Source organism: Streptococcus mitis (assembly GCF_009496285.1).
Classification (GTDB): Bacteria; Bacillota; Bacilli; order Lactobacillales; family Streptococcaceae; genus Streptococcus; species Streptococcus mitis_BP.
Genome location: NZ_WIJK01000009.1, coordinates 50,598 through 76,642, shown reverse-complemented (window position 1 = coordinate 76,642; position 26,045 = coordinate 50,598). Strand labels below are relative to the sequence as shown.

The window sequence follows — 26,045 nt, the reverse complement described above, 5'->3', positions numbered from 1 at the left end:
GGATTTCGGAACTTTGACAACTTTAAGAAACGAATTTTCATCGCTCTGAATATAAAAATGAAGAGGACATCAATTGTCCTCTCCAGATGTTAGTTTTTATTCAACCCACTACAGTTGACAATGAGCCAAAGAAAATCCCTTAGAAACTTGAGTTCTAAGGACTTTGTCTTCAATCTGAAAAGAGCCTTCGGGCTCTTTTTCGTGCAATCTTAAGACTTTTAGCATGGGAGAAAGAATCTCCAACTGGTCTGCTATTCAGATCTTTGAGTGAGTAAGCCAGCCTCATCCATGTCCTGGATGAGTTGCTTAAGTTCTGCTTCCTTGCCAGGCTTAACGGTGACGGTATCAATGCGCTTAATCGCCGAATTGTCCTGGATATCCACCAAGGTCAACGCTTTTTCATAGAATGCGATTCCCTTTTTCATGCTTTCTGGATCCCTCCAAGAGAGAATAAAGTAAGAAGGATTTGATTTCTTTCCGATTTCTTGGAAATACTTCCTGCTTTCCTCCTCTAAAAATTGGAATAAACCATGATTGAATAAGTTGTCTTCTACTGAATGGTAGGAAATATCTCCTGTGTTTAAGACATAGACTTTGAGTCGGTTTTTAGTGAGGTTTGGGCTTTCTTTTAGGACTGGGTGGCTATTGACGACATCATCTGAGAAAGTCACATAAAAATCTAAGCCCCCACCCTCGAATTGATAGCTTCCATTTGATTCTACTTTCTCAGGAGGCAGGTCAAGGGAGATAAAGATTTGTTTTAAGGCTTCATTTCCTTCTCGGATGTCACTTGGTGAGGCCTTGAAAAGATTGGCCAGTATTAGAAATGCCAGAGCTGCAAGAAGGCAGAGACCCCCACAAATAATCAGGATGATCCGCGTCAAAACTTTAAAAAACTGTTTCATTTTCATGCCCTCCCTGGTCTGTTAGGATCTGCTGACCCAAAATGGCTTTAAAGGGGAATAAGGAAAGTTGGAGATTTTCTTTACATTAGTTTTCTTCAGTTTTCTGCATTTCTTTTAGTACAGCAAGTCTAGTTTGAACATCTTTTTCCAGGACTTTAAACTTATAGGTCAAATCTTTTTGATATTCCTTGATGAGTTCTTTTTGTTGGTCGATAATTTGCAGGCTATCTTGGATAATATCCAAGTCATCCTTAATGGCTTCAACACGATCAGTAGTATCTAGAACTTCTTCAGTGATAGCTTGGCGATTCTTAATGAGGAGGTATGAACCGACTGCAGAGCCTGCAAAAAGTAGTAAATTTGATAGTTTCATAGTGACTCCTTAAGCGTTTTTGATTGTTTCAGCGACTTGAGCAAGTTTGTCGAAGTCTGGTTCATGTGCGATAAAGTCAATTTTTAGGTCGTCATCTGCACTATAGCGAGGAACAAGGTGAACATGGGTATGGAAAACCGTTTGTCCAGCAACTTCTTCACAGTTGGCGATGATATTCATGCCTTCAGCTTTGGTAGCTTTCATGACTTTTTGAGCAATCTTTGGTACTTGGGCGAAAAGTTGGCTGGCACTTGCAGCATCCATTTCTAAAAGATTGCGGTAGTGTTCTTTTGGTACGACCAAGGTGTGACCAGGTGTTACTTGTGAGATATCAAGGAAGGCAAGAACTTGATCATCTTCGTAAACCTTTGATGCGGGAATCTCTCCTGCGATAATTTTACAAAAAATGCAATCTGACATAAAATCTACCTCTACTGTATTGAATTTTGATATAATATAGCTACATTATACCAGATTTGGAGAAAATATGTTAGAAATTAAAAACCTGACTGGGGGCTATGTTCATGTTCCTGTCTTGAAAGATGTGTCCTTTACAGTTGAAAGTGGGCAGTTGGTCGGTTTGATCGGTCTAAATGGTGCTGGGAAATCGACGACCATCAATGAAATTATTGGACTTTTGACACCTTATAGTGGAGAAATAAACATCGACGGACTAACTTTAGGTGCCAATCCTCGAGAATATCGTCAGCAGATTGGTTACATTCCTGAAACTCCTAGTTTGTACGAAGAATTAACTCTCAGAGAACATATCGAGACGGTTGCCATGGCCTATGGTATTGAGCAAAACCTAGCTTTTGAACGTGTAGAACCTCTTTTAAAAATGTTCCGTTTGGATCAGAAGTTGGATTGGTTCCCTGTTCATTTTTCGAAAGGGATGAAGCAGAAGGTCATGATTATCTGTGCCTTTGTTGTGGATCCGAGTCTCTTTATCGTCGATGAACCTTTCCTTGGTCTTGATCCCCTGGCGATTTCGGACTTGATTCAGCTTTTGGACCTTGAAAAGAAAAAAGGCAAGTCTATCCTCATGAGTACCCACGTTCTTGACTCTGCTGAAAAAATGTGTGACTCTTTTGTCATTCTTCACAAAGGACAAGTGAGGGCTAAAGGGGATCTTGAAGAACTGAGACAAGCTTTTGCCATGTCTCAAGCAAGTCTCAATGATATCTATTTGGCTTTGACCAAAGAGGAGGACAGATGAAAGACTTGTTTCTAAAGCGAAAGCAGGATTTTCGTAAAGAGTGTGTCGGTTATCTGCGCTATGTACTCAATGACCACTTTGTCTTGTTTTTACTGGTTTTAGTAGGGTTTCTAGCCTATCAGTATAGTCAACTGCTCCAGCATTTTCCTGAAAATCATTGGCCTATCCTTTTGTTTGTGGGGATTGTCTCTATTTTACTCATGCTTTGGGGTGGAATCGCGACCTATGTGGAAGCTCCTGATAAGCTCTTTCTCTTAGTAGCTGAAGAAGAAGTGAGAGAACATATCCAAAAGCAAAGCCTAGTTTCCTTCATCTTTTGGGTTAGTGTACAGACTCTCTTTTTGCTTCTTTTTGCCCCTCTATTTTTAGTCATGGGCTTAGGCTTAGGAGTTTTTGGTGTTTATGTTCTTCTTTTGGGAGTCGTGAAATATTTCCTTTTTCAGAAAAAGACTGGCAAGTTTTTTAGTGCAAATCATCTGGACTGGGACTATGTGATTGCCCAAGAAAGTAAACGCAAGCAGTTCTTGCTTCGCTTCTTTGCCCTCTTTACCCAAGTCAAGGGAATTTCAAACAGCGTCAAGCGACGAGCTTATCTAGATTTTATCCTAAAAGCAGTTCAGAAGGTGCCGAGCAAGATTTGGCAGAACCTCTATCTTCGTTCTTATCTGCGAAATGGAGATCTCTTTGCCCTCAGTCTTCGCCTCCTCTTCCTATCTTTGCTGGCGTTGATCTTTATCGAGCAAGCTTGGATTGCAACAGCAGTAGTGGTTTTATTTAACTACCTCTTACTCTTTCAGTTATTGGCTCTCTATCATGCCTTTGATTACCAATATTTGACCCAACTTTTCCCGCTAGAAAAGGGACAAAAGGAAAAAGGGTTACAGGCAGTTGTCCGAGGATTGACTAGTTTTGTTTTATTGGTTCAACTGGTAGTTGGGTTGATTGCCCTCCAAGAAAAACTAGCCCTTCTAGCCCTCTTTGGAGCTGGCTTGGTCTTACAGATTTTGTATCTCCCTTATCAGGTGAAACGCCAGATGCAGGACTAATACTCTTCGAAAATCTCTTCAAACTAGGTCAGCATCCATCTGCAACCTCAAAGCGATGCTTTGAGCAACCTGCGGCTAGCTTCCTAGTTTGCTCTTTGATTTTCACTGAGTATTACATTGCTTATATGATACTAAAAAAGAAGTTGAGTTCAATCTGTCTCAGCTTCTTTTTAGTTACTACAGGATAATGGTTGGTCCGTAGAGACTAATACTCTTCGAAAATCTCTTCAAACTAGGTCAGCATCCATCTGCAACCTCAAAGCGGTACTTTGAGCAACCTGCGGCTAGCTTCCTATTTTGCTCTTTGATTTTCATTGAGTATAACATTGCTTATATGATACTAAAAAAGAAGTTGAGTTCAATCTGTCTCAGCTTCTTTTTAGTTACTACAAGATAAGGGTTGGTCCGTAGAGGCTCAATTTGGTCTTGACCTGGTCAAAGTGGAAGCGGTCATAGGCCCGCCAAGCGGCGCGAGTAGGAGCATCTGGATTGAGAGCACTGAGGCCCATGAGAAGACTGGAAGTCTGGTAAAATTTTTCCAGCTCAATCAAGAATCGATTATCCACTGTCTCAGTTTTAGAGAGAAAGCGGAGGATATTGTCCAGTTGCTCCTGAAAGTGGACATCGTCAACTGTTGCCTGTTTGCAGACTTGGTAGGCTTTGTTTAAGTCAGTGATCAGTGCCTGAGCTCTTTTGATTGGGTCTGTGTCCGTCATGAGAATACCTCCTTTGTGATGGTTTTAAAGTTGTTTTAAGCCTTTGTCTTTCTATAATCTTAGCCTATCACTTTTTACTCTTTTTTTACCTTCAAATCTTTAATTGTCATTGAAATTTCCTGAATGGTAATTGCAGGATTTTATGATAAAATAATTGTAAGGTTATCATATCTATTTTTTAAATACTTCAACGCTTTAGGAATTTTTGAGAACCGTTTAGGATTTGGTGAAAAATAGTTTCTCGGCTTATGGTATCCTCTCCTCAGGAGGTTTTATCCATGAACTATATCATCATCCAAAAAGAGAAAGAAATTTTTAAATTAAACATAAAGGATATCTACTATATCCAGATGCATCCAAGTAAAGCCCATACCGTGCAGATTGTTACAGAAGATGCTAGCTTTGATCTGTTTCAAAATTTAAGCAAGCTTGAGAAACAATATGGGGAAACCTTAGCGAGATGTCATCGGAATTGTCTGGTCAACCTTGAACGAGTAAAATCCATGGAACTCAAGTCAAAGACTCTTTTTCTTGGAGAAGAAGGTCAATATGCTGTTCAGTATTCCAGACGTCGTTATAGAGAAATTCGCCAAAAATGGTTGAAACAAGGAGAGTAAGAAGATGAGAATATTTGTTTTAGAGGATGATTTTTCCCAGCAGACTAGGATTGAAGCGACGATTGAGAAACTCTTGAAAGAACATCACATCACTCCCAGTTCTTTTGAAGTCTTTGGCAAGCCAGACCAACTGCTGGCAGAGGTGCATGAGAAGGGAGCCCATCAGCTATTCTTTTTGGACATTGAGATTCGAAATGAGGAGATGAAGGGTCTGGAAGTGGCTAGAAAGATTCGGGATCGGGATCCTTATGCCCTGATCGTCTTTGTGACGACTCACTCGGAGTTTATGCCCCTGTCCTTTCGCTACCAAGTGTCTGCTTTGGACTACATTGATAAGGCCTTGTCGGCAGAGGAGTTTGAATCTCGGATTGAGACAGCCCTCCTCTATGCCAATAGTCAAGATAGTAAGAGTCTGGCGGAAGATTGCTTTTACTTTAAATCAAAATTTGCCCAATTCCAGTATCCTTTTAAAGAGGTTTATTATCTTGAAACGTCGCCCAGAGCCCATCGTGTTATTCTTTATACCAAGACAGACAGGCTGGAATTTACAGCGAGTTTAGAGGAGGTTTTCAAGCAGGAGCCTCGTCTCTTGCAGTGCCATCGCTCTTTTCTCATCAATCCTGCCAATGTGGTTCGTTTGGATAAGAAAGAAAAACTTCTTTACTTTCCCAATGGTGGAAGCTGTCTAATCGCCCGTTATAAGGTCAAGGAAGTGTCTGAGGCTATTAATAACTTACACTGAGCTAGGAGAGTTTATGAATATTGCTTGGATATTGTTGTATACACTTGTTACTCATGGACTAGAAATTGTCATTTTCTTTAAGGTGGATGGAATTGGTCTCACTTTTGAGAGGATTTTTAAAGCCTTTCTTTTTAAGATACTGTTGGCCTTTGTTTTTTTAATGATTGGCTATATGGTAGGAGATAGTTTCCTATTTTATTTTATGGAACCCTTGTACGGTATAGGCTTGTCTTTCTTACTGTTAAGAGGGCTTCCTAAAAAACTCCTCTTCTTTTATGGTCTCTTTCCAATGATATTGGTGAATCTCTTTTATAGAGGGGTCGCATATTTTGTGCTTCCATTTTGGGGACAAGAAATTGTAGATAAAGATAGCAATCCTATCTTTTTATTGATGACGATATTCGTTTGCTTCATAGTTTTAGTCTTTTTGAAATGGTTGGACTATGATTTCACTAACTTGAGAAAGGAGATTCTAGATAAAGGGTTTCAAAAGTCCCTGACTAAGATTAACTGGATAATGGGGGCTTACTATCTAGTGATGCAAAGTCTGTCTTTCTTTGAATATGAACAAGGTATTCAATCAACGACTGTTCGCCATCTCATTCTAGTATTTTATCTACTCTTTTTTATGGGGGTTATCAAGAAATTAGATACCTATTTGAAGGAAAAACTTCAGGAGAAACTGAACCAAGAGCAGGCCTTGCGCTATAGAGACATGGAGAGGTATAGTCGGCATATAGAGGAACTTTACAAGGAAGTACGGAGTTTTCGTCATGACTACACCAACCTCTTGACCAGTTTACGTCTAGGTATTGAAGAGGAGGATATGGAGCAGATAAAAGAGGTTTACGACTCGGTCTTAAAGGATTCTAGTGAAAAATTGCAGGATAATAAATATGACCTTGGACGACTCGTGAATATTCGTGATAAAGCCCTCAAAAGTCTTCTAGCAGGAAAATTTATAAAAGCTAGAGAAAAGGATATTGTCTTTAATGTCGAAGTTCCTGAGGAGATTCAGGTTGAGGGGATGAGTCTGCTTGATTTTTTAACCATCGTATCTATCCTTTGTGACAATGCCATTGAAGCTAGTGCAGAGGCTAGTCAACCTCATGTCTCAATCGCCTTTATAAAGAATGGAGCACAGGAGACCTTTATCATTGAAAACTCCATCAGAGAAGAGAGTATCGATATTTCTGAAATTTTCTCTTTTGGAGTTAGTTCTAAAGGGGAGGAGAGAGGAGTTGGTCTCTATACCGTCATGAAGATTGTGGAAAATTATCCCAATGATAGTCTCAATACCACCTGCCAAAATCAAGTCTTTCGTCAGGTACTTACTATGATACATACAGAATGATGAAAAAATAAGACCGAGAGTTCTTGTTTCTCGGTCTGTATAGCTAAATAGGTAATTAGAGTAGTTTTGAGTTACAGTAAATTGTTTGTATGTAATAATTTTCTCCATCATCAACCATCGGGAGAGGTTTCTAATTTTTGAAATTTAATTCTGCTATATCTACTTTTTATTTTTAGTTTTTAATAATCCTATTATAGATAGAGTTATTAAAGTTATGGACATTAAACTGCTAAAAATAAATACTTTTGATGTTAATCCAATAGAAAATAGTAATATTCCATAAAAAATATTGGATATATAATAAATCTTATTCTTCATGATTACTTGCCTCCGAATATAGATTTTTGCCGTGTTACAAATGTGACAAGTTTAGTATAGCACTATTTTTAAAAACATTTCATCCAAATCTTGAATGGTTATCGAAATATCTTGAATTGAACAAAGAACTTGCTCCTTATCAAAATAACGATTACCATTCAGAAACCAAAAATAATATATATTATCATTGTTTTTGGGTACAATGGTTAAGGGGCTTACTATTATTGCCTCCAATAAAAAATCAGTATTTGAAGAAAACTAGGAAACTAGTCATAGGCAGTATTGCTTTACGGCGAGATGGTGTTGCAGTAGTTTGAAGAATATTTCTTGTATTTGAAACAAAATACCATAGTATGCGAGGTATATTAAATGAACCAGAAATCTTATTTTATAGCTTGTTCTGTACTGATCATCCTATCCAATCTTCTCATGTTTTCTCTAGTCAATGAGGGAGAAGGTACAGGAGCTAATCTGATTATAATTGTTGCAACTTGTGTCTTGCTACCAGCCTTTCTACATGCAGTTGAAAATCAGCAGACATCATTGGTAAGGGCAGAATCCTTGCTCATCATTCAGATGGCAGTGGTGTCCTTAGTCCGTCTCCTCAGCCGAATAGAGAGGACACCTGAAATCTTACATACAGGCCCTACTCTTCTAGTTTTAGCAAGCTGGGTAGCCTTTATTGTCTTAGCTATCATGAGAATGTATCAGAAAAAAGGGAAGTAAAGTTAAGTGCATTTTGATTTGTTAGGTTTTATTAGGGCAAGCCTATTTTCCGTGCTTGCTTTTTTTCTACAATTTAGGAGGTTTTGACGACCATTCATGATTTGGCGAAATTAAGGTCAAAAGGAGTGCTATACTAGCAGTGTAAAGGATATAGCTCAACTAAAATAAAGCACACATTTAGGAGGAAATTTTATGAAGAAAAAAATACTTGTCATTTTCATCTTGTATCTAATCATGTCTCCTCTTGGGGATAGTAATTGGTATCATTTATTTTATACCATAGCCTATCTGATTGCAGTTATAATCTATTTTGCTTTAATGAGAAAGAAAGGAGCAAAGAAATGAAAACTTTTCTTGCTAAAAAACGGAACATCTTCTTAGCCAGATTGTTCCTAGGTCAGTTTCCTGTACTGATCTCCACTTATTTATTTCTCTCTCGTCAGTTCTTACATTTTCCCTTAGTTTTTCAATTGCTTTTAGTGGTTGTTAACTTGGCTTCTATTTTGGTGATTGTTTACCTCACTAGGGAAATGAGAGTGAGAAAGTTTGAAAATGATGAGTTGGTCAATCCTAGAACCAATCAACTCATGTTCATCGGATTGACAGGTTTTATGTCGATTATCGGTTTGTATAGAGGTATGACGGCGGCAGAATCCTATCAACAACTGATTGGTTATATTACTTCTGTTCTCTGCTTAATCATCATGCTGCTGCTTATTTGGGGCTTGAAGTATTATAAAAAGTAAGATAAAAAAAGAACTTACAGGCAGTGTTTTCAGACTGCTGGTCTTTTTTAAGAGAAATTCTTGTAATTTAAGAGTTTTTGACGACCGTTTAAGATTTGGATGCAAAACCTAAAAAAGCAGTGCTATACTGAGTGTGTAAAAGTTACAAGGATACCAATGCTAAACTGAAATAAAGGAGTTATTCTTATGGCGAAAAAAATAATTACGATTGTCATCTTGTATGTAATCATGCAAACTTGTCTTTATCCGCTTAGAGGAAATGAGTGGTATTATGTAATGGATGCACTAGCATACTTTACTTCGGTTTATATCTTCGTTCAGTTCAATAAAAAATGGAGAAAAAGCCACTTTGAATCTTGAACATAGAAGTTTTATAGGTCTGGAATGGATCATCTTTCTATTATCTATTTGGAGGTTTGGTGCTGGGCTTTGCTTATAAAAAGAGGCAAAATCTATCGGTGCCTATTTTAGTCCATATTTGTTACAATTGTTTATCATTCTTCTAGTAGTTTTCAGTAGTTAAATTTACAAAGGAATGTAGAGGATGATCAGTTAGCGTCATAGTGACTAGGGAACTGACCTGATAGATGTGAAATCAATAGATGGAGGAATCAAATGAAAAAGTATGTCGAATTGTTAGATTTATGTGCCCGAGTTGTAATAATATTGCTTTCTCTTGTTCTTTGTATAAGAGTACTCATGATTTCAACAGAACTCTGGAGACATGTTCTTGTACTGGTAAGTACCCCTGTTACGATCTATAGTCTGCTAAAACATAGACCAGGTAAGAAGAACATAAAAATCCTGTGAGAATCTTAAAAGAAAGATTAAAAAGATGCAAGCAAAATATAAAAATCAAATAGTAGAAGTTTGGGAAATTGGTAAAGATACTCCTAAACCAGATTGGGTAGAAGACGCCTTGCAAAAGAATTACATAGTATGGCTAGACAATCATGTCCGAATTTTAATGGCAGGACTTCAGTCTTCTCTTGTAACCAATCTAAAAATTGGTCTAGTCGGAACGGCAGGAGGAGGTTTTGCTGGTTATAGTATGTATGTCCTTGGCTATCCAGGAGATTATCTTGACCTCACAAATCATAGAGTGGTATCTGCCACAACTTTTCATCGAGACTATCAAGTTTTATAAAATGATCGGGTAGAAAAAAGATGATGGTCTATCATTTTGTAAAGAATTGACTGCCTAGATGATGAAAAATATAAAGTTTTTAACAGCAACAAAAGTACACAAGGGTAGATGTATTGGCTTATCAAAGTTATGGTGATAGCTACCGAGACTGAATGATAGAGGATTAATACTCAATGAAAATCAAAGAGCAAACTAGGAAGCTAGCCGCAAGCTGTACTTGAGTACGGTAAGGCGACGCTGACGTGGTTTGAATTTGATTTTCGAAGAGTATAAATGATAATTGGTGGCAGTTACAATAGCAAAGCTATGAGGGAGCTTCTATGAAAAAATATTCTATTCTTTTCAAAACAAGTGCAGTCCTTTCTTATTTATTTTTGTTTTTCGGGTTGTCTTGGACAACCCAATTTTGGAGAAATTATTGGGAGTTCTCGTCTTGGGTAGGAAATCTTATCTGGATTCGAAACATCATCAGTGTTCTCTTTATCGGCCTGATGGTTTGGATTTTGATCAGGTCGGGTCATGCTTATCTCTTTTGTATCCCTAGGAAAAAGTGGCTGAGTTATTCTGTTCTGACGGTGTTAACAGCTGTCGTACTTATCTGCTTTAACTATCTGACAGCTAAACACGTTCAGGGGACAAACGAAGGTTGGAATTTGTTTATTGCCTATAGTGAGACCAATTTTGCAGAGTTTGGAGTTTACCTAACCTTAATAGTACTAGGACCTCTGATGGAAGAATTGGTATGTAGGGGACTGCTTCAACATGCCTTCTTTAAGAATTCAAGATGGGGACTGGATATTCTATTTCCGTCAGTTTTGTTCGCCTTACCCCATTTTTCAAGTTTTCCTAGTCTACTAGACATCCTGGTTTATACAGCAGTTGGATGTATATTTGGTGGTTTGACACGCTATACCAAGACTATCTATCCTTCTTACACGATTCATATTGTTAATAATATCATCGCAAACTTACCATTTTTGCTCACTTTTCTACATAGGGTCTCGGGGTAAAAAACCAAAAGGCTTGCTTTTCAGCCATAGAGGAGTTCATCATGTATAAACACTTATTTTTCCTAGATTCAAAAACCTTAGACTGGTTGACACCCTATATTCTAGATTTGGCTTCTGACACCATTGCCTTTAATGTTTTTGTGCTAACCTTTGTATCTGTGGTGGTCTTTTATTTCCTAAATCCCATGCTATCTTTAATGGCTATCTTCTTAGGGGCTGGTTATGTGGTCGGATTTTGGTTACTCAAATGGTTTGTTTTGGAAAGACTAGCACTAAAGGATGACTTGTAGGAAGTCTGTTTGGTGGGGAGGATAATTTTATGGAGTTTTTTGATAAATTTCATGCCTTTTGTTTTGGATTTTTAGTACTAATAATCGTCATTACAGTTCCTTATACGATTAACCATGGGGATTTTTTTCAAAATGAATCTGCATTGATTATTGTAAGTTTTCTAGTAACCTCGCTGAGTGTTGCTTATGCTAGAAAGTTTGAAATGATTTCTTTTGGGATGTTAAGCAAGAAACAACTTTTGCTTTTCATTGCAATCTTTCTTCTAAGTGTGCTTGAGACGCTAGTTTATATTCATTTCTTCGCTGTTTCTTCTGGCGCAGGAGTTCAACACTTGGAGGAAGTCAGCAGAGGAATTTCTCTGTCTTTGATTTTGACTACCTCAGTTTTTGGACCCATCCAGGAGGAACTCATTTTCAGAGGACTTCTTCAAGGTGCGGTTTTTGAAAATTCTTGGTTAGGGCTTGTGCTAACTTCCTCTCTTTTTTCTTTCATGCATGGACCTTCTAATGTCCCTTCGTTTATTTTTTATCTACTTGGGGGCTTGTTACTGGGCTTTGCTTATAAAAAGAGCCAAAATCTATGGGTTTCTACTCTAGTCCATATGTTTTACAACAGTTGGCCACTCTTATTTTATTTATAAAAATCATGAAAGGTAAGTAGGAGATTGTGCTTACCTTTTTCTTTCTATAATGATAATCCAAACCACCCCAGAGGCTTTTATTTGAGAATCAGGTCTGGACTGGTTGACGAATAGCCTAAAAACTAGTAGAATAGTAAGGAAACTTTATACGGAGGAAAGAAATGGACTTGGGTGATATTGAGCTAACGCTGACCCCTATACCTGGGAAAAGCGGAAAAGCTTATATGGGAAGCTACCCTGATGGGAAGCGCGTCTTTATTAAAATGAACACCTCTCCAATCCTACCTGGTTTAGCCAAGGAACAAATCGCTCCTCAATTATTATGGACTCGCCGTTTATCGGATGGGCGTGATATGTGTGCCCAAGAATGGTTGAATGGTAAAATTTTGACCCCTTATGATATGAATCGCAAGCAGATTATCAATATTCTGAGTCGTTTGCATCGTTCGCGTCCTTTGATGACGCAATTGACTCGTTTGGGCTATTCTTTAGAAACACCTTTAGACTTGCTTCAGGCTTGGTTAAAAGATGTTCCAGAATCCTTGAAGAACAATCAGTATCTAAGAATGGTAGTAGAGGATTTGCGAGGAAGCTTGCCAAACTTTAGGGAAGATTATGCAACGATCGTTCATGGAGATGTACGACATAGTAATTGGATTGAGACAGAGAGCGGTCTTATTTATTTAGTGGATTGGGATTCCGTTCGTTTAACGGATCGCATGTTTGATGTAGCGCATATGCTATGTCACTATATTCCAGACTATCAGTGGAAAGAGTGGTTGACTTATTACGGTTACAAATACAACCAGACAGTCATCAACAAACTATTTTGGTATGCTCAGTTATCCTTCTTGAGCCAGATTGCCAAATATTATACAAATGAAGATCTAGAAAATGTCAATCGGGAGATTTATGCCTTGCGCATCTTCCGTGACAAGTATGGAAAGAAGAGATGAGAGTTAGAAATCGTAAAGGGGCAACAGAATTACTAGAGGCTAATCCTCAGTATGTTGTCTTAAATCCTTTAGAAGCCAAAGGAAAATGGCGAGATTTATTTGGAAATGACAATCCTATCCATGTTGAGGTTGGTAGTGGTAAGGGAGCCTTTGTGTCAGGTATGGCCAAGCAAAACCCTAATATCAACTATATCGGGATTGATATTCAAAAGTCTGTTTTGAGTTATGCCTTGGACAAGGTCTTGGAAGTTGCAGTCCCCAATATCAAGTTGTTGTGGGTTGATGGTTCAGATTTGACTGACTACTTTGAAGATGGTGAGATTGATCGCTTGTATCTGAATTTTTCAGATCCATGGCCTAAAAAGCGCCACGAAAAACGTCGTTTAACCTATAAGAGTTTCTTGGATACCTTCAAGCGTATCTTGCCTGAACACGGTGAGATTCATTTCAAAACGGATAACCGTGGCTTGTTTGAATATAGCCTAGTGAGCTTTTCTCAGTATGGCATGAAACTCAACGGTGTCTGGCTAGACTTACATGCCAGCGATTTTGAAGGCAATGTCATGACAGAATATGAGCAAAAATTCTCTAACAAGGGGCAAGTTATCTACCGAGTTGAAGCTCAATTTTAATGTAAAAAATATATCAATCAAAAACTCTATCATAACCAAAAAGTTAGATATATAATTTTATCAAGGGTTTAGTTCTGTACGTAGAGCTAAGCCTTTTTAGTTTGATGTTAGTTCATTGGAGATTTTGGTAAGTGTATACTTGCAACCGGATAAGTGGTATAATGAAGGTATTATGAGAAGAAGAATAAAACCGATTGTCGTCTATCTTTTCTTTTTCCTTGTGATAGGTGGTTTGATTTTTTCCGACCATCAACATCATAGACAAGTGGAGTCGCAAGTAGAAAAAACTGAGAAAACTACTCAGACTAGTGAAACAGAGAAGAATAAGGTTGTTGAAGAAAGATTAGTCTCGATGACTTTGGAAGAAAAAGTAGGCCAGTTGTTCTGGGCTAGGGTTCCTTCTAGTCATCAGCTAGAAGACCTTCAGTCCTATCATTTTGGAGGTTATCTCTTGTTTGGGAGAGATTTTCAAGGACAAACCCTAGAGGATATGAAGGCTTTGACAGATCGCTACCAAGCTGCTTCAAAGATTCCTTTATTGATTGGTTCAGATGAAGAAGGCGGAACCGTGACTCGTATCAGTTCGATTTTAGAGACTCCTTTCCAATCTCCTTTGGAACTTTATCAAAAGGGTGGGATGGAGGCAATCCGTTCTGATACTAGGCAGAAGGCAGAGCTACTAAAATCTGTTGGTATCAATGCTGGACTCTTTCCAGTTGCAGATCTTGCCAGCAATCCATCAGCCTTCATCTATGATCGAACCATTGGACAAGATGCCCAAACGACTGCAAGTTATGTTGAGGAGGTTGTAACAGAACTTCAAAAAAACAAGGTTGGGTCAACCTTGAAGCATTTTCCTGGATATGGAGATAATGGAGACAGTCATACCGACATTATCCAAGACAATCGATCCTTGGATGAGTTAAGACAAGCGGATTTGCTACCTTTTCAAGCTGGCATAGATGCAGTGCGGATAGTGTTTTGGTTTCGCACAATATTCTATCCAAGATTGATACTGTTCCGTCATCGATCTCACCAAAAATCAATGATATTCTTCGCAAAGAACTCCACTTCAATGGAGTTATTATGACGGATGATCTCGATATGGCAGGATTGGCTGATTTTGTCAATCAGGATGAAGCTGCCCTTCAAGCAATTTTAGCGGGTAATGATTTGATTTTAGGATCTTCGTACCAAACTCAAATTCCTTATTTATTAAAGAAAGTCTCCTCAGGAGAGCTGACAGAAGAGCGTATTGATGAGTCTGTGAGACGTATTTTATCTTGGAAATATGACTTGGGGATATTAGGGACTTTGCAGTAAAGAGGGGAGATGACTAGAAAAGGATCAGCTGCTTGGATGCGGAACAGTTGATTTGTAAGGAATTCAGATTGCTTGGTAAAGTGATATCTTTCTATAAAATCGTGCAGAATTTTAAGAAAAAGCTTAAAATCAAGCCTTCTGAGTGCTTATGCTTTACATAAGTAGTCAAAAGTGCTATACTATAAGTAAGAATATGAGAAAGTGAGGCGGGGAAATATCTTCGCCTCTTGCTTATGAGGAGGTGGACGCAATCGCAACTATCGTAGAATTAGTCAGAGAAGTCGTAGAACCTGTCATTGAAGCTCCCTTTGAACTCGTTGATATCGAGTACGGAAAGATTGGCAGTGACATGATTCTTAGTATTTTTGTAGATAAACCAGAGGGAATTACCTTGAACGACACAGCGGACTTGACAGAGATTATCAGTCCTGTCCTAGATACTATCAAGCCAGATCCCTTCCCAGAACAATATTTCCTAGAAATCACCAGCCCAGGCTTGGAACGTCCTTTGAAAACCAAGGAAGCGGTCGCTGGAGCAGTCGGGAAATACATCCATGTTGGTCTTTACCAAGCTATCGATAAGCAAAAGGTCTTTGAAGGAAACTTGCTAGCCTTTGAAGAGGATGAGTTGACTATGGAGTATATGGACAAGACTCGTAAGAAAACAGTCCAAATTCCATACAGTTTGGTGTCAAAAGCACGTTTAGCAGTAAAATTATAGTAAAAGAAAGGAAGCTTTTGAAGATTCAAAAGTGAATAGAAGATGAGTAAAGAAATGCTAGAGGCCTTCCGCATTTTGGAAGAAGACAAGGGAATCAAAAAAGAAGACATCATTGATGCAGTGATGGAATCACTTCGTTCAGCTTATCGCAGACGCTATGGTCAGTCTGATAGTGTAGCCATTGACTTCAACGAAAAAACAGGGGACTTTACAGTTTATACTGTTCGTGAAGTTGTTGATGAAGTATTTGATAGCCGTTTGGAAATCAGCTTGAAAGATGCTCTTGCCATTAATTCAGCCTATGAGCTTGGGGACAAGATTAAATTTGAAGAAGCACCAGGTGAGTTTGGTCGTGTAGCAGCCCAATCTGCCAAACAAACCATCATGGAAAAAATGCGCAAGCAAACACGTGCCATCACCTACAACACCTACAAAGAGCATGAGCAAGAGATCATGTCAGGTACAGTAGAGCGTTTTGACAACCGCTTTATCTATGTCAACCTTGGCAGCATCGAAGCTCAATTGTCAAAACAAGACCAAATCCCTGGAGAAGTTTTTGCTTCTCATGATCGTATCGAAGTTTATGTCTACAAGGTTGAAGACAATCCTCGTGGTGTGAACGTCTTTGTTAGCCGTAGTCATCCAGAAATGATTAAACGTTTGATGGAACAAGAAATTCCTGAGGTCTATGACGGAACTGTTGAAATCATGAGCGTAGCTCGTGAAGCAGGTGACCGTACCAAGGTTGCTGTTCGTAGCCACAATCCAAACGTGGATGCGATCGGGACAATCGTCGGACGTGGTGGTGCTAACATCAAGAAAATCACTAGCAAATTCCACCCAGCTCGCTACGATGCTAAGAGCGATCGTATGGTTCCAATCGAAGAAAACATCGACGTTATTGAATGGGTAGCCGATCCAGCTGAATTTATCTACAACGCTATCGCTCCTGCTGAAGTTGACCAAGTTATCTTTGATGAAAACGACAGCAAACGTGCCTTGGTCGTTGTGCCAGATAACAAGCTTTCTCTTGCGATCGGTCGTCGTGGACAAAACGTGCGCTTGGCAGCTCATTTGACAGGATATCGTATCGATATCAAGTCTGCAAGTGAGTTTGAAGCCATGGAAGCAGCAGAAGAAGCTGACCAGGTAGAAACAGACGAATTGGTCGAAGAATAAAAGCTGATCAGAGGAGGGAAGGATGAAAACTAGAAAAATCCCTTTGCGCAAGTCTGTTGTTTCCAGCCAAGTGATTGATAAGCGAGATTTACTCCGTATTGTCAAGAACAAAGAAGGACAGGTCTTTATCGACCCGACAGGCAAGGCTAATGGTCGTGGCGCTTATATCAAGCTAGACAATGCAGAAGCCCTTGAGGCCAAAAAGAAAAAAGTCTTTAACCGTAGCTTTAGTATGGAAGTTGAAGAAAGCTTTTATGACGAGTTGATTGCCTATGTCGATCACAAAGTGAAAAGAAGAGAGTTAGGACTTGAATAAGCAAAAAATTGCCAATCTCTTGGGTCTTGCTCAACGAGCAGGGAAAATCATCTCGGGTGAAGAAATGGTCGTTAAGGCTATCCAAGACCAGAAAGTAAAGCTGGTATTTCTCGCTCATGATGCCGCTCCCAACTTGACCAAGAAGATTCAGGATAAAAGTCATTATTATCAAGTAGAAGTTATTACCGTGTTTTCAACACTGGAATTAAGCATAGCAGTCGGGAAATCAAGAAAAGTATTGGCTGTGACAGATGCTGGATTTACAAAGAAAATGAGGTCTCTTATGGAATAGAAGAGGAGGACATGATTTGTCTAAGAAAAGATTGTACGAAATCGCGAAAGAACTTGGAAAAGAAAGTAAGGAAGTTGTAGCGCGTGCAAAAGAGTTGGGCTTGGATGTAAAAAGCCACTCATCAAGTGTGGAAGAAGCTGTCGCTGCAAAAATCGCTGCCAGCTTTAAGTCTGCTGCTCCAAAGGTAGAATCGAAACCTGTGGCTCCAAAGCCAGTTGACGCTAAGGAAGAGGCAAAACCAGCAGCAGCTGTTGCCCCTAAAGAGGAAAAAGTGGCGCCAGTAAAACTAGCTGTAGCTAAGGAAGAGGTAAAACCAGCAGCAGCGGTTGCCCCTAAAGAAGAAAGAGTGGCGCCAGTAAAACCGCAGAGTCGAAACTTTAAGGCTGAGCGTGAAGCTCGTGCAAAAGAGCAGGCTGAACGACGCAAGCAAAATAAGGGCAATAACCGTGACCAACAACAAAACGGAAACCGTCAAAAAAATGATAACCGTAATGGTGGTAAACAAGGTCAAGGCAATCGTGACAACCGTCGATTCAATGATCAAGGTAAAAAACAACAAGGTCAGCAAAATCGCGGAAATGATCGCCGCCAGCAAGAGGACAAACGTCCAAATCAAGCAGGCCCTCGCATTGACTTTAAAGCCCGTGCAGCTGCTCTAAAGGCAGAGCAAAATGCAGAATATGCTCGTTCAAGTGAGGAACGCTTCAAGCAAACTCAAGCAGCTAAAGAAGCCTTGGCCCAAGCAAACAAACGCAAGGAACCTGAGGAAATCTTTGAAGAAGCTGCTAAATTGGCTGAACAAGTACAGCAAGTTCAACCAGTGGTTGAAGTAGCTCCTGCAGCTAAAGAACCTGTAGTGGATACACGTCGTAAGAAACAAGCCCGACCAGACAAAGAACGTGACGATTTTGATCACGAAGAAGATGGTCCTAGAAAACAACAAAAGAATCGAAGTAGTCAAAATCAAGTGAGAAATCAAAGAAATAGTAACTGGAACAATAACAAAAAGAATAAAAAAGGCAATAACAAAAACAACCGTAATCAGGCACCAAAACCTGTTACAGAGCGTAAGTTCCATGAATTGCCAACAGAATTTGAATATACAGATGGTATGACCGTCGCGGAAATTGCAAAACGTATCAAGCGCGAACCAGCTGAGATTGTTAAGAAACTCTTCATGATGGGCGTGATGGCGACACAAAACCAGTCCTTGGACGGTGAAACAATCGAACTCCTCATGGTAGATTACGGTATTGATGCTAAACAAAAGGTTGAAGTGGACAATGCTGATATCGAACGTTTCTTCGCTGAAGATGGTTATCTCAATGAAGATGAACTTGTAGAGCGTCCACCAGTTGTTACCATCATGGGACACGTTGACCATGGTAAGACAACCCTCTTGGATACCCTTCGTAATTCTCGTGTTGCGACAGGTGAAGCAGGTGGTATCACTCAGCATATCGGTGCCTACCAAATCGTTGAAAATGGCAAGAAGATTACCTTCCTTGATACACCAGGACACGCGGCCTTTACATCTATGCGTGCGCGTGGTGCGTCTGTTACCGATATTACCATCTTGGTTGTAGCGGCAGATGACGGTGTTATGCCTCAGACAATCGAAGCCATCAACCACTCAAAAGCAGCCAACGTTCCAATCATCGTAGCCATCAACAAGATTGATAAACCAGGTGCCAACCCAGAACGTGTGATCGGTGAATTGGCTGAACATGGAGTTATGTCAACAGCTTGGGGTGGAGATTCTGAGTTCGTAGAAATCTCAGCCAAGTTCAACCAAAATATCGATGAACTCTTGGAAACTGTCCTACTTGTGGCTGAAATTCAAGAGCTCAAAGCTGATCCAACAGTTCGTGCCATCGGTACGGTTATCGAAGCTCGCTTGGATAAAGGAAAAGGTGCGGTCGCAACCCTTCTTGTTCAACAAGGTACTTTGAATGTCCAAGATCCAATCGTTGTCGGAAATACTTTTGGACGTGTCCGTGCTATGACTAACGACCTTGGACGTCGTGTGAAGGTTGCAGGCCCATCAACACCAGTATCGATCACAGGTTTGAACGAAGCGCCAATGGCAGGTGACCACTTTGCCGTTTACGAAGATGAAAAATCTGCCCGTGCAGCTGGTGAAGAACGTGCTAAACGTGCTCTTATGAAGCAACGTCAAGCTACTCAACGTGTCAGCCTTGAAAACCTCTTTGATACCCTTAAAGCAGGAGAACTCAAGTCTGTTAACGTCATCATCAAAGCCGACGTACAAGGTTCTGTTGAAGCTCTCTCTGCATCACTTCAAAAGATTGATGTGGAAGGTGTTAAAGTAACTATCGTCCATGCAGCTGTCGGTGCCATCAACGAATCTGACGTGACCCTTGCAGAAGCTTCAAATGCCTTTATCGTTGGTTTCAACGTACGCCCTACACCACAAGCTCGTCAACAAGCAGAAGCTGACGATGTAGAGATCCGTCTCCACAGCATCATCTACAAGGTTATCGAAGAGATGGAAGAAGCCATGAAAGGGATGCTTGACCCAGAATTTAAAGAAAAAGTTATCGGTGAAGCGATCATCCGCGAAACCTTCAAGGTATCTAAAGTGGGAACAATCGGAGGATTCATGGTTACCAGCGGTAAAGTTACCCGTGACTCTAAAGTCCGTGTTATCCGTGATGGTGTTGTTATTTACGATGGCGCTCTAGCTAGCTTGAAACACTATAAAGATGACGTTAAAGAAGTTACAAACGGCCGTGAAGGTGGTCTCATGATTGACGGCTACAATGATCTTAAGATGGATGATGTGATTGAAGCCTACATCATGGAAGAAATCAAACGATAATAGAGAAACGATAGCCGATTTGACTCGTCGTCAACAGCGCCTTGATGAACTCGTAGTTCTATCTAAGGCTTGTTTCCTAGATTCAAATGGCTCTAGTTCCTCTATCTACTAGACAAAGCTAGGTCTGCTGGCCTAGCTTTTGGTTCAATTGAGAGAAAGGAAAAAAGCATGGCAAATCATTTCCGTACGGATCGTGTGGGCATGGAGATCAAGCGCGAAGTCAATGAGATTTTGCAAAAGAAAGTCCGTGATCCACGAGTCCAAGGTGTGACTATCACTGATGTTCAGATGCTAGGGGACTTATCTATGGCTAAGGTTTACTACACTATTTTGAGTAACCTGGCTTCAGATAACCAAAAAGCTCAAATCGGGCTTGAAAAAGCAACTGGAACAATCAAACGTGAACTGGGTCGCAATTTGAAATTGTACAAAATTCCAGACTTAACTTTCGTCAAAGATGAATCCATAGAGTATGGAAACAAGATTGACGAGATGCTACGCAATCTGGATAAAAACTAAGTAGAAAGAGGGGCAACCCTCTTTTTTGTGTGGAAAATAGGTGGAATTTAAAATGGAAAAATATTCTTTTAAAAATGAGATTCTGTATTTATAAAATGCTTTTTTTTTTTAGGAAATATGATATGATAATTTCATAAATAAAAGGAGATTCTATTAATGAATAATGTAAAAAAAGTTTGTCGTTTAGCCTTACTATGTCTGTCTGTTTCTACTCTAGTTGCTTGTAGTTCTCTGTCTGAAAAAACAAGTAATTCATCTAGTGATAGTAAAACAGAAAGTTCTGGGAAAAAAGGATTTTTAGATAAAGCAAAAGATAAATTAGGTTCTAGTGACTTTAATCCACAAGATGTCAGTGATGAGACAATTGAGTCTATCAAAACTTATGAAGATTATTTGACTATGTATGAGAAAATTGTCAATAATTACTATACCGAAGCAGATGAAGCCTTTAAGGGAACCGCTTTAGAAGATAGTGCTTCTATTCAAGAATTAAAAGATAGTACTAAAAAAGAAATGGAAGAACAGAAAAAACAATATGGTCCATTGAAGAAAGCACCTATTCAAGGAAAAGAGGAAATAATTCAGTTTTTAAAGGAATATCGTGATTCTCTACACGATCAAGTAGAACAGTGGAAAGCTAGTCTTTAATAAGAAGAATGGAGTTTGGGATGGACTATCAATTGTTACCTCATGAATACATGGTTATGAATAGTGACCATGTGAGTTTTGGGAAAAATGGTTTGTCTACAGATGAATTAATTTTAACAAATCTACACTTAATACATATCAAAAAAGGTATTTTTGGAGGAAAAAAAGATCAAACTACTATACCAATTAACCAAATTAAGGTTTTTGAGGGGAAACCACAAGTTTCAGTTACAAAATCCAATGGTATGAAACGATTAGAAATCTATTATAATGGTGGACAAGTTATCTTCTCATTCTCTAATACTAAGGATACTGAAAAGTGGGCAACGAATATTATTAAATTAATCTCTGGTGATACAAGCAACTTTGCAACCTTGGGTGATAATAGCTTATTTGGTGTAGAAATTTTGGCAGAGACTCTAAAAGATACGTTTGACACTTTCAAAGAAGGGTTTGGTATTAAGGATGCAGAACCAGAGAGACTATCTACTAAATGCAGTTTTTGTGGAGCTCCTCTGTCTGGAACCGTAAAACAAACTGTCAAATGTAGTTTTTGTGATATGGAACAGACCTTGTAGGAGATGAAATATGGGAATAATTAAAGCATTTACAGATTCAATTAGTGGTACTTTTGCAGATCAATGGAAGGAGATTATTACAGTTCAGGCTTTTGATGAACATACAGCTGTAAGTCCGGGTGTTCTTCAAGTCAGTAATAATGGTAGAGGAGTTAATAGTCAGGGGTCTATAGGTGTCATTTCAAATGGGTCTAAGATATTTATTCCTGAAAATACTGCTGCTTTTATTTTTAGTCAGTCTGGAATAGAAGAAATTATCACTGAACCAGGTGGATATGAATATCAAAATGGGGAGAGTAGTGTTTTTAATGGTGATGGGCTAAAAAAATCACTGTTTGATAATGTTGTTAATCGTGTTGGATTTGGCGGACAAAGTGATCAGCAAAAACAGATTTGTTTTGTCAATTTGAGAGAAATTCGCGATATTAGGTTTGGTACTCGTGGTCCGGTTATGTATAACGACTTGTTTTATGGTACAGACTTAGAAGTACGTGCTTTTGGAACTTTTTCTATTCAAATTACGGACGCTATCAAGTTTGTAAAAAATTTCCTTCCTGCAAATGTGACCTACTATAGCTTTGATAGTGCTCAAGCAAGGGCTCAGATAGTCACGGAATTTCTTCAATCCTTTATCGTTGCCCTTAATTCGTTATCAACAACTTATCGTATTTCACAGCTACCATCACAAGCATCAGTACTTGCAAAACAAGTATCGAATGATGAACAGTATGCTGGTACTTGGAAAGATCGTTTTGGGTTTGAGATTATAAAAGTTGCGATTGCTAATATAGAATTCTCACCAGAATCTAAGGAATTAGTTAAGAACTTTTCATCAAATAAGATGAATTTAAAGGCTTTTGATGATGTATCGCAGAAAGCTTCTAATATTGCTGCACAACAAAAAGTCGCATCAGGGATCGAACAACATGGGCTAGGAGATGGTGCGGGGATGATTTTTGGTATGAATATGGCACAACAGTTAGATGAAAAAGCAACTAAACCAAGTTTATCTTTTGATGAGCAAATCGAAGCTCTTACTAAACTAAAATCACTTTTAGATGCAGATATATTATCTCAGGAAGAGTTTGATCGAAAGAAAAAAGAAATTATGGACTTATAAGATTGACGAAATGCTATGCAATCTGGATAAACATTAAGCAGAAAGAGGGGCAACCCTCTTTTTTGTGTGTCTATAAGTAGGTCGTTGTCTAATCAGATTAGATGAGTAGAAATCAAGGAAATAAAATAGATCTTGAAAATATCATTTATTCCATAAATATGATAAGATAAAGCTTGATATGAATGAAAAATGGAGATAGAGATGGCTAAAGAAGATGTGGCGATGCAAGTGTTGCAACAGGTAGTAAAACTTCCTGTCGTCAAAGTGAATCGGTCAAAATTTTTAATGGACAAATTCTCTAAGGAAGTGGCTTCAAAGGATATTCCAAGATTATTGGAAGAAGGGCCGACAGCTTTATTATCTCAGGAAACCTTAGATCGAGTGGCCAATGCCTGTATTAAAGATAATGTTTTACTGGCAAGTGGGACATCTGTTTTGGCAGGTTTGCCTGGAGGTATTGCCATGGCAGTTACCATTCCGACAGATGTAGCCCAGTTTTACGCATTTTCATTGAAACTAGCCCAGGAGCTAGGCTATATTTACGGCTACGATGATCTCTGGGCTTCGCGAAATGAGCTGAGCGAAGAAGCTAAAGATACCCTCTTGCTCTATCTGGGAGTGATGTTGGGAGTAAATGGTGCGGGCACTCTACTTCGTTCTGGTGGGGTTACAGTTGCTAAGCAAGTGATGAAAATTGTGAACAAAAAGGCTTTGACAAAGACTCTTTGGTATCCAATTTTGGAAAAAGTTCTGAAAATCTTTGGAGTGAATCTAACTAAGGGAGGATTGGTTAAGGGGATGGGAAAAGTTATTCCTATCTTAGGTGGAGTCCTATCAGGTGGCTTAACCTTTGCGACTATGAAACCCATGGGAGAAAGATTGCAAAAAGAATTGTCCAAATTGATTAACTACGATGAAGCACAATATCAAAGAGATGTTGCCACTATCCAAAAAGAGGTTGAAATCATCGAAGGAGAATGACATGGGGATCATAACAGTACTGGCCAAAACCTACGGTAATTATCTTCTTACAAGGCAAGCTTTAAAAGTTGCAGAAACCATAAAAAAAGATGAAAACACAGTAGTTAGTTTGGCGAAATTAGTTCTCGTAGATAAGCTTATGGATACAGCCACTTGGTTGATGAAACCGGAGGATAAAGAATGAAATCTTTTTGGAGGTTCTTTACTCTTCTTTTTATAACACCAATTGTTGGTCTGATAAAAATACTCTGGTTCCTAATCTCTTTCGCCTTCCAATTACTGTTCTATAAGATTCTTTTCAAAATCATAGACTGGTTTTTCAAACTTCTTTAATGATAATACTAAAGATACATTAAGACTTTGGGATATTTACTAGGAAGAATCTATATATTTAGAAATAATGAAGTGATACGAAATAAACTAGCAAGTCTTCTACTGCTAGTTTTTTAATCTTTGCCCTTGTGGTATAATAAAAAAGAAAAAACTGTTAGAGAATATGATGGAGGTTATGATGGACAATATCATTGATGTATCTATTCCTGTTGCGGAAGTGGTGGACAAGCATCCAGAAGTTTTGGATATCCTAGTAGAACTTGGTTTTAAACCTCTTGCAAATCCCTTGATGCGAAATACAGTCGGACGAAAAGTATCGCTCAAACAGGGGGCTAAGCTGGAGGGAACTCCTATGGACAAGATTGTACGCACACTGGAAGCAAATGGTTACGAAGTGATTGGATTAGACTAATGGCAGATGAACGAATTCATGTCCTACGGGATATTTTATTAGAATTGCATAATGGAGCCTCCCCTGAATCCGTTCAGGAACGCTTTGATGAAACCTTTACAGGTGTATCAGCTATCGAGATTTCTCTCATGGAGCACGAGTTGATGAACTCTGACTCAGGTGTGACCTTTGAAGATGTCATGGAGCTTTGTGATGTCCATGCCAATCTCTTTAAAAATGCTGTTAGGGGTGTTGAAGTTGAAGATACCGACCATCCAGGTCATCCTGTCCGTGTTTTTAAGGATGAAAATCTAGCCCTCCGTGCTGCCTTGATTCGTGTTCGTAGACTGTTAGACACGTATGAGTCTATGGAGGATGAGGAAATGCTTGCGGAGATGCGTAAGGGTTTGGTTCGCCAGATGGGACTTGTAGGTCAGTTTGACCGTCACTACCAGCGCAAGGAAGAACTCTTCTTTCCTATCATGGAACGTTATGGACATGATTCGCCACCAAAAGTCATGTGGGGAGTGGATGACCAAATCAGGGAACTCTTTCAAAAAGCCTTGACGACAGCCAAGTCCCTACCAGAAGTGTCTATTAGCACTGTAAAGGCAGATTTTGAAGCTTTTGCGACAGAATTTGAGAGTATGATTTTTAAGGAAGAATCCATCCTCCTCATGATTCTACTCGAATCCTTTACCCAGGATGACTGGATTCAGATTGCCGAGGAAAGTGATGCTTATGGCTATGCCATTATCCGTCCGTCTGAGAAATGGGTTCCTGAACGTAAAAGCTTTGTTGAGAAGAAAAGTGTAGAAGAGCCAAGTCAGCCAGAAACTGTAGAAGACCAAGTTCAGAAGGTTATCGACACGCCAGAAGGTCAGTTTACTATCACCTTCACACCTAAGGAAAAGGAAGCGGTAGTAGATCGCCATAGTCAACAGGCTTTTGGTAATGGCTATCTGTCAGTCGAGCAGGCTAATCTTATTCTCAACCATCTGCCAATGGAAATTACCTTTGTTAATAAGGATGATATTTTCCAGTATTACAATGACAATACGCCAGCAGATGAAATGATTTTCAAGCGGACACCTTCTCAAGTAGGGCGAAATGTTGAGCTTTGTCACCCACCCAAGTACCTTGATAAGGTAAAGACCATTATGAAAGGTCTTCGTGACGGGGTCAAGGACAAGTACGAGATGTGGTTCAAGTCCGAGTCACGAGGTAAGTTTGTCCATATCACCTATGCTGCAGTACACGATGAAAATGGAGAATTTCAAGGTGTATTGGAGTATGTTCAGGATATCCAGCCTTACCGTGAGATTGATACAGACTATTTCCGTGGATTAGAATAAGGAGAAACA

Annotated in this window: 31 protein-coding genes and 2 pseudogenes; 29 read left to right on the top strand and 4 right to left on the bottom strand. The window is 39.2% G+C overall.

What is annotated here, in order from left to right; genetic code table 11:
* Positions 1-251: 251 nt before the first annotated feature.
* The 3 genes from GEZ89_RS04485 to GEZ89_RS04475 form a co-directional block, all read right to left on the bottom strand.
* Positions 252-905, bottom strand: a complete 654-nt coding sequence (locus GEZ89_RS04485) for a hypothetical protein (RefSeq protein WP_075231989.1) — start codon at positions 903-905, stop codon at positions 252-254.
* 85 nt (positions 906-990) lie between these two features.
* Complete coding sequence (locus GEZ89_RS04480; protein WP_075231990.1) at positions 991-1,278, bottom strand: hypothetical protein; 288 nt, start codon at positions 1,276-1,278, stop codon at positions 991-993.
* A 9-nt stretch (positions 1,279-1,287) separates the two neighbouring features.
* The gene (locus GEZ89_RS04475) at positions 1,288-1,698 is read right to left on the bottom strand and encodes an HIT family protein (protein WP_070460226.1); all 411 of its coding nucleotides are present in this window, start codon (positions 1,696-1,698) and stop codon (positions 1,288-1,290) included.
* A gap of 67 nt (positions 1,699-1,765) precedes the next feature.
* Here GEZ89_RS04475 and GEZ89_RS04470 point away from each other — a divergent pair, with 67 nt between their 5' ends.
* Together GEZ89_RS04470 and GEZ89_RS04465 are read left to right on the top strand one after the other, a co-directional pair.
* Entirely contained in the window at positions 1,766-2,497 is a 732-nt protein-coding gene (locus tag GEZ89_RS04470; protein ID WP_075231991.1) for an ABC transporter ATP-binding protein, read from the top strand.
* Entirely contained in the window at positions 2,494-3,543 is a 1,050-nt protein-coding gene (locus GEZ89_RS04465; RefSeq protein WP_075231992.1) for an ABC transporter permease, read from the top strand. The genes GEZ89_RS04470 and GEZ89_RS04465 overlap by 4 nt, the downstream gene beginning before the upstream one ends.
* A gap of 386 nt (positions 3,544-3,929) precedes the next feature.
* Here GEZ89_RS04465 and GEZ89_RS04460 read toward each other — a convergent pair whose 3' ends face one another.
* Positions 3,930-4,259 (bottom strand): helicase BlpT, encoded by a 330-nt coding sequence (locus GEZ89_RS04460; RefSeq protein WP_075231993.1) that lies wholly within the window; start codon positions 4,257-4,259, stop codon positions 3,930-3,932.
* A 278-nt stretch (positions 4,260-4,537) separates the two neighbouring features.
* Between GEZ89_RS04460 and GEZ89_RS04455 the strand changes: the two genes are divergently transcribed.
* The 27 genes and pseudogenes from GEZ89_RS04455 (at position 4,538) to GEZ89_RS04325 (ending at position 26,036) form a co-directional block, all read left to right on the top strand.
* Positions 4,538-4,876 (top strand): LytTR family DNA-binding domain-containing protein, encoded by a 339-nt coding sequence (locus tag GEZ89_RS04455; RefSeq protein WP_075231994.1) that lies wholly within the window; start codon positions 4,538-4,540, stop codon positions 4,874-4,876.
* A gap of 4 nt (positions 4,877-4,880) precedes the next feature.
* Positions 4,881-5,618, top strand: a complete 738-nt coding sequence (locus GEZ89_RS04450; RefSeq protein WP_075231995.1) for a response regulator transcription factor — start codon at positions 4,881-4,883, stop codon at positions 5,616-5,618.
* Positions 5,619-5,631: 13 nt separating this feature from the next.
* Entirely contained in the window at positions 5,632-6,972 is a 1,341-nt protein-coding gene (locus tag GEZ89_RS04445) for a sensor histidine kinase (protein ID WP_075231996.1), read from the top strand.
* A gap of 687 nt (positions 6,973-7,659) precedes the next feature.
* Complete coding sequence (locus tag GEZ89_RS04440; RefSeq protein WP_194251829.1) at positions 7,660-8,016, top strand: hypothetical protein; 357 nt, start codon at positions 7,660-7,662, stop codon at positions 8,014-8,016.
* Positions 8,017-8,208: 192 nt separating this feature from the next.
* Positions 8,209-8,361: a hypothetical protein gene (locus GEZ89_RS04435; RefSeq protein ID WP_153225111.1), complete on the top strand. Its 153-nt coding sequence runs from the start codon at positions 8,209-8,211 to the stop codon at positions 8,359-8,361.
* Positions 8,358-8,762 (top strand): immunity protein, encoded by a 405-nt coding sequence (locus GEZ89_RS04430; protein ID WP_153225110.1) that lies wholly within the window; start codon positions 8,358-8,360, stop codon positions 8,760-8,762. The genes GEZ89_RS04435 and GEZ89_RS04430 overlap by 4 nt, the downstream gene beginning before the upstream one ends.
* A gap of 389 nt (positions 8,763-9,151) precedes the next feature.
* Positions 9,152-9,268: pseudogene (locus GEZ89_RS04425) on the top strand (type II CAAX prenyl endopeptidase Rce1 family protein); the annotation flags it as partial.
* A 329-nt stretch (positions 9,269-9,597) separates the two neighbouring features.
* Entirely contained in the window at positions 9,598-9,909 is a 312-nt protein-coding gene (locus GEZ89_RS04420; protein WP_153225109.1) for a role in replication, read from the top strand.
* Positions 9,910-10,229: 320 nt separating this feature from the next.
* Positions 10,230-10,919 (top strand): CPBP family intramembrane glutamic endopeptidase, encoded by a 690-nt coding sequence (locus tag GEZ89_RS04415; RefSeq protein WP_153225108.1) that lies wholly within the window; start codon positions 10,230-10,232, stop codon positions 10,917-10,919.
* Positions 10,920-10,960: 41 nt separating this feature from the next.
* Positions 10,961-11,209: an immunity protein BlpZ gene (blpZ, locus tag GEZ89_RS04410; protein ID WP_153225107.1), complete on the top strand. Its 249-nt coding sequence runs from the start codon at positions 10,961-10,963 to the stop codon at positions 11,207-11,209.
* A 29-nt stretch (positions 11,210-11,238) separates the two neighbouring features.
* A complete protein-coding gene (locus GEZ89_RS04405; RefSeq protein WP_153225106.1) occupies positions 11,239-11,850 on the top strand; it encodes a CPBP family intramembrane glutamic endopeptidase in 612 nt (203 codons plus the stop codon).
* Between the two features lie 161 nt (positions 11,851-12,011).
* Positions 12,012-12,806 carry a cell cycle regulator CcrZ gene (gene ccrZ / locus GEZ89_RS04400; protein WP_153225105.1) on the top strand — a complete coding sequence of 265 codons (795 nt, stop codon included), beginning with the start codon at positions 12,012-12,014 and terminating at the stop codon, positions 12,804-12,806.
* Positions 12,803-13,438, top strand: coding sequence for a tRNA (guanosine(46)-N7)-methyltransferase TrmB (gene trmB / locus GEZ89_RS04395; RefSeq protein ID WP_153225104.1), 636 nt, complete (start codon positions 12,803-12,805; stop codon positions 13,436-13,438). Before ccrZ ends, trmB begins: the two co-directional genes overlap by 4 nt.
* 172 nt (positions 13,439-13,610) lie before the next feature.
* A pseudogene (locus GEZ89_RS04390) lies at positions 13,611-14,761 on the top strand (glycoside hydrolase family 3 protein).
* A 241-nt stretch (positions 14,762-15,002) separates the two neighbouring features.
* Positions 15,003-15,482, top strand: coding sequence for a ribosome maturation factor RimP (gene rimP / locus GEZ89_RS04385; RefSeq protein WP_322741480.1), 480 nt, complete (start codon positions 15,003-15,005; stop codon positions 15,480-15,482).
* A 42-nt stretch (positions 15,483-15,524) separates the two neighbouring features.
* Positions 15,525-16,661: a transcription termination factor NusA gene (nusA, locus tag GEZ89_RS04380; protein ID WP_153225103.1), complete on the top strand. Its 1,137-nt coding sequence runs from the start codon at positions 15,525-15,527 to the stop codon at positions 16,659-16,661.
* Between the two features lie 22 nt (positions 16,662-16,683).
* Positions 16,684-16,977: an RNase P modulator RnpM gene (gene rnpM, locus GEZ89_RS04375; RefSeq protein ID WP_153225102.1), complete on the top strand. Its 294-nt coding sequence runs from the start codon at positions 16,684-16,686 to the stop codon at positions 16,975-16,977.
* Positions 16,970-17,269 carry a YlxQ-related RNA-binding protein gene (locus tag GEZ89_RS04370; protein WP_049504276.1) on the top strand — a complete coding sequence of 100 codons (300 nt, stop codon included), beginning with the start codon at positions 16,970-16,972 and terminating at the stop codon, positions 17,267-17,269. Before rnpM ends, GEZ89_RS04370 begins: the two co-directional genes overlap by 8 nt.
* Before the next feature lie 16 nt (positions 17,270-17,285).
* Positions 17,286-20,111 (top strand): translation initiation factor IF-2, encoded by a 2,826-nt coding sequence (gene infB / locus GEZ89_RS04365; RefSeq protein ID WP_153225101.1) that lies wholly within the window; start codon positions 17,286-17,288, stop codon positions 20,109-20,111.
* Between the two features lie 168 nt (positions 20,112-20,279).
* Positions 20,280-20,630 carry a 30S ribosome-binding factor RbfA gene (gene rbfA, locus GEZ89_RS04360; protein ID WP_125389399.1) on the top strand — a complete coding sequence of 117 codons (351 nt, stop codon included), beginning with the start codon at positions 20,280-20,282 and terminating at the stop codon, positions 20,628-20,630.
* Positions 20,631-20,786: 156 nt separating this feature from the next.
* Positions 20,787-21,278: a hypothetical protein gene (locus tag GEZ89_RS04355; RefSeq protein WP_153225100.1), complete on the top strand. Its 492-nt coding sequence runs from the start codon at positions 20,787-20,789 to the stop codon at positions 21,276-21,278.
* A gap of 20 nt (positions 21,279-21,298) precedes the next feature.
* Complete coding sequence (locus GEZ89_RS04350) at positions 21,299-21,856, top strand: hypothetical protein (RefSeq protein WP_153225099.1); 558 nt, start codon at positions 21,299-21,301, stop codon at positions 21,854-21,856.
* 10 nt (positions 21,857-21,866) lie between these two features.
* Positions 21,867-22,976, top strand: coding sequence for an SPFH domain-containing protein (locus GEZ89_RS04345; protein ID WP_153225098.1), 1,110 nt, complete (start codon positions 21,867-21,869; stop codon positions 22,974-22,976).
* A gap of 201 nt (positions 22,977-23,177) precedes the next feature.
* A complete protein-coding gene (locus GEZ89_RS04340) occupies positions 23,178-23,957 on the top strand; it encodes a hypothetical protein (protein WP_153225097.1) in 780 nt (259 codons plus the stop codon).
* A 1-nt stretch (position 23,958) separates the two neighbouring features.
* Positions 23,959-24,141 carry a hypothetical protein gene (locus GEZ89_RS04335; protein WP_045763661.1) on the top strand — a complete coding sequence of 61 codons (183 nt, stop codon included), beginning with the start codon at positions 23,959-23,961 and terminating at the stop codon, positions 24,139-24,141.
* 327 nt (positions 24,142-24,468) lie between these two features.
* Positions 24,469-24,702 (top strand): DUF1858 domain-containing protein, encoded by a 234-nt coding sequence (locus tag GEZ89_RS04330; protein ID WP_153225096.1) that lies wholly within the window; start codon positions 24,469-24,471, stop codon positions 24,700-24,702.
* The gene (locus GEZ89_RS04325) at positions 24,702-26,036 is read left to right on the top strand and encodes a DUF438 domain-containing protein (RefSeq protein ID WP_153225095.1); all 1,335 of its coding nucleotides are present in this window, start codon (positions 24,702-24,704) and stop codon (positions 26,034-26,036) included. The genes GEZ89_RS04330 and GEZ89_RS04325 overlap by 1 nt, the downstream gene beginning before the upstream one ends.
* The last annotated feature ends 9 nt before the right edge of the window (positions 26,037-26,045 follow it).

What these genes read in the sequence shown, in the direction of transcription:
- GEZ89_RS04485 (WP_075231989.1), bottom strand. Translation starts at nt 905, where the DNA reads ATGAAACAGTTTTTTAAAGTTTTGACGCGGATCATCCTGATTATTTGT.
- GEZ89_RS04480 (WP_075231990.1), bottom strand. Translation starts at nt 1,278, where the DNA reads ATGAAACTATCAAATTTACTACTTTTTGCAGGCTCTGCAGTCGGTTCA.
- GEZ89_RS04475 (WP_070460226.1), bottom strand. Translation starts at nt 1,698, where the DNA reads ATGTCAGATTGCATTTTTTGTAAAATTATCGCAGGAGAGATTCCCGCA.
- GEZ89_RS04470 (WP_075231991.1), top strand. Translation starts at nt 1,766, where the DNA reads ATGTTAGAAATTAAAAACCTGACTGGGGGCTATGTTCATGTTCCTGTC.
- GEZ89_RS04465 (WP_075231992.1), top strand. Translation starts at nt 2,494, where the DNA reads ATGAAAGACTTGTTTCTAAAGCGAAAGCAGGATTTTCGTAAAGAGTGT.
- GEZ89_RS04460 (WP_075231993.1), bottom strand. Translation starts at nt 4,259, where the DNA reads ATGACGGACACAGACCCAATCAAAAGAGCTCAGGCACTGATCACTGAC.
- GEZ89_RS04455 (WP_075231994.1), top strand. Translation starts at nt 4,538, where the DNA reads ATGAACTATATCATCATCCAAAAAGAGAAAGAAATTTTTAAATTAAAC.
- GEZ89_RS04450 (WP_075231995.1), top strand. Translation starts at nt 4,881, where the DNA reads ATGAGAATATTTGTTTTAGAGGATGATTTTTCCCAGCAGACTAGGATT.
- GEZ89_RS04445 (WP_075231996.1), top strand. Translation starts at nt 5,632, where the DNA reads ATGAATATTGCTTGGATATTGTTGTATACACTTGTTACTCATGGACTA.
- GEZ89_RS04440 (WP_194251829.1), top strand. Translation starts at nt 7,660, where the DNA reads ATGAACCAGAAATCTTATTTTATAGCTTGTTCTGTACTGATCATCCTA.
- GEZ89_RS04435 (WP_153225111.1), top strand. Translation starts at nt 8,209, where the DNA reads ATGAAGAAAAAAATACTTGTCATTTTCATCTTGTATCTAATCATGTCT.
- GEZ89_RS04430 (WP_153225110.1), top strand. Translation starts at nt 8,358, where the DNA reads ATGAAAACTTTTCTTGCTAAAAAACGGAACATCTTCTTAGCCAGATTG.
- GEZ89_RS04420 (WP_153225109.1), top strand. Translation starts at nt 9,598, where the DNA reads ATGCAAGCAAAATATAAAAATCAAATAGTAGAAGTTTGGGAAATTGGT.
- GEZ89_RS04415 (WP_153225108.1), top strand. Translation starts at nt 10,230, where the DNA reads ATGAAAAAATATTCTATTCTTTTCAAAACAAGTGCAGTCCTTTCTTAT.
- blpZ (WP_153225107.1), top strand. Translation starts at nt 10,961, where the DNA reads ATGTATAAACACTTATTTTTCCTAGATTCAAAAACCTTAGACTGGTTG.
- GEZ89_RS04405 (WP_153225106.1), top strand. Translation starts at nt 11,239, where the DNA reads ATGGAGTTTTTTGATAAATTTCATGCCTTTTGTTTTGGATTTTTAGTA.
- ccrZ (WP_153225105.1), top strand. Translation starts at nt 12,012, where the DNA reads ATGGACTTGGGTGATATTGAGCTAACGCTGACCCCTATACCTGGGAAA.
- trmB (WP_153225104.1), top strand. Translation starts at nt 12,803, where the DNA reads ATGAGAGTTAGAAATCGTAAAGGGGCAACAGAATTACTAGAGGCTAAT.
- nusA (WP_153225103.1), top strand. Translation starts at nt 15,525, where the DNA reads ATGAGTAAAGAAATGCTAGAGGCCTTCCGCATTTTGGAAGAAGACAAG.
- rnpM (WP_153225102.1), top strand. Translation starts at nt 16,684, where the DNA reads ATGAAAACTAGAAAAATCCCTTTGCGCAAGTCTGTTGTTTCCAGCCAA.
- rbfA (WP_125389399.1), top strand. Translation starts at nt 20,280, where the DNA reads ATGGCAAATCATTTCCGTACGGATCGTGTGGGCATGGAGATCAAGCGC.
- GEZ89_RS04355 (WP_153225100.1), top strand. Translation starts at nt 20,787, where the DNA reads ATGAATAATGTAAAAAAAGTTTGTCGTTTAGCCTTACTATGTCTGTCT.
- GEZ89_RS04350 (WP_153225099.1), top strand. Translation starts at nt 21,299, where the DNA reads ATGGACTATCAATTGTTACCTCATGAATACATGGTTATGAATAGTGAC.
- GEZ89_RS04345 (WP_153225098.1), top strand. Translation starts at nt 21,867, where the DNA reads ATGGGAATAATTAAAGCATTTACAGATTCAATTAGTGGTACTTTTGCA.
- GEZ89_RS04340 (WP_153225097.1), top strand. Translation starts at nt 23,178, where the DNA reads ATGGCTAAAGAAGATGTGGCGATGCAAGTGTTGCAACAGGTAGTAAAA.
- GEZ89_RS04335 (WP_045763661.1), top strand. Translation starts at nt 23,959, where the DNA reads ATGGGGATCATAACAGTACTGGCCAAAACCTACGGTAATTATCTTCTT.
- GEZ89_RS04330 (WP_153225096.1), top strand. Translation starts at nt 24,469, where the DNA reads ATGGACAATATCATTGATGTATCTATTCCTGTTGCGGAAGTGGTGGAC.
- GEZ89_RS04325 (WP_153225095.1), top strand. Translation starts at nt 24,702, where the DNA reads ATGGCAGATGAACGAATTCATGTCCTACGGGATATTTTATTAGAATTG.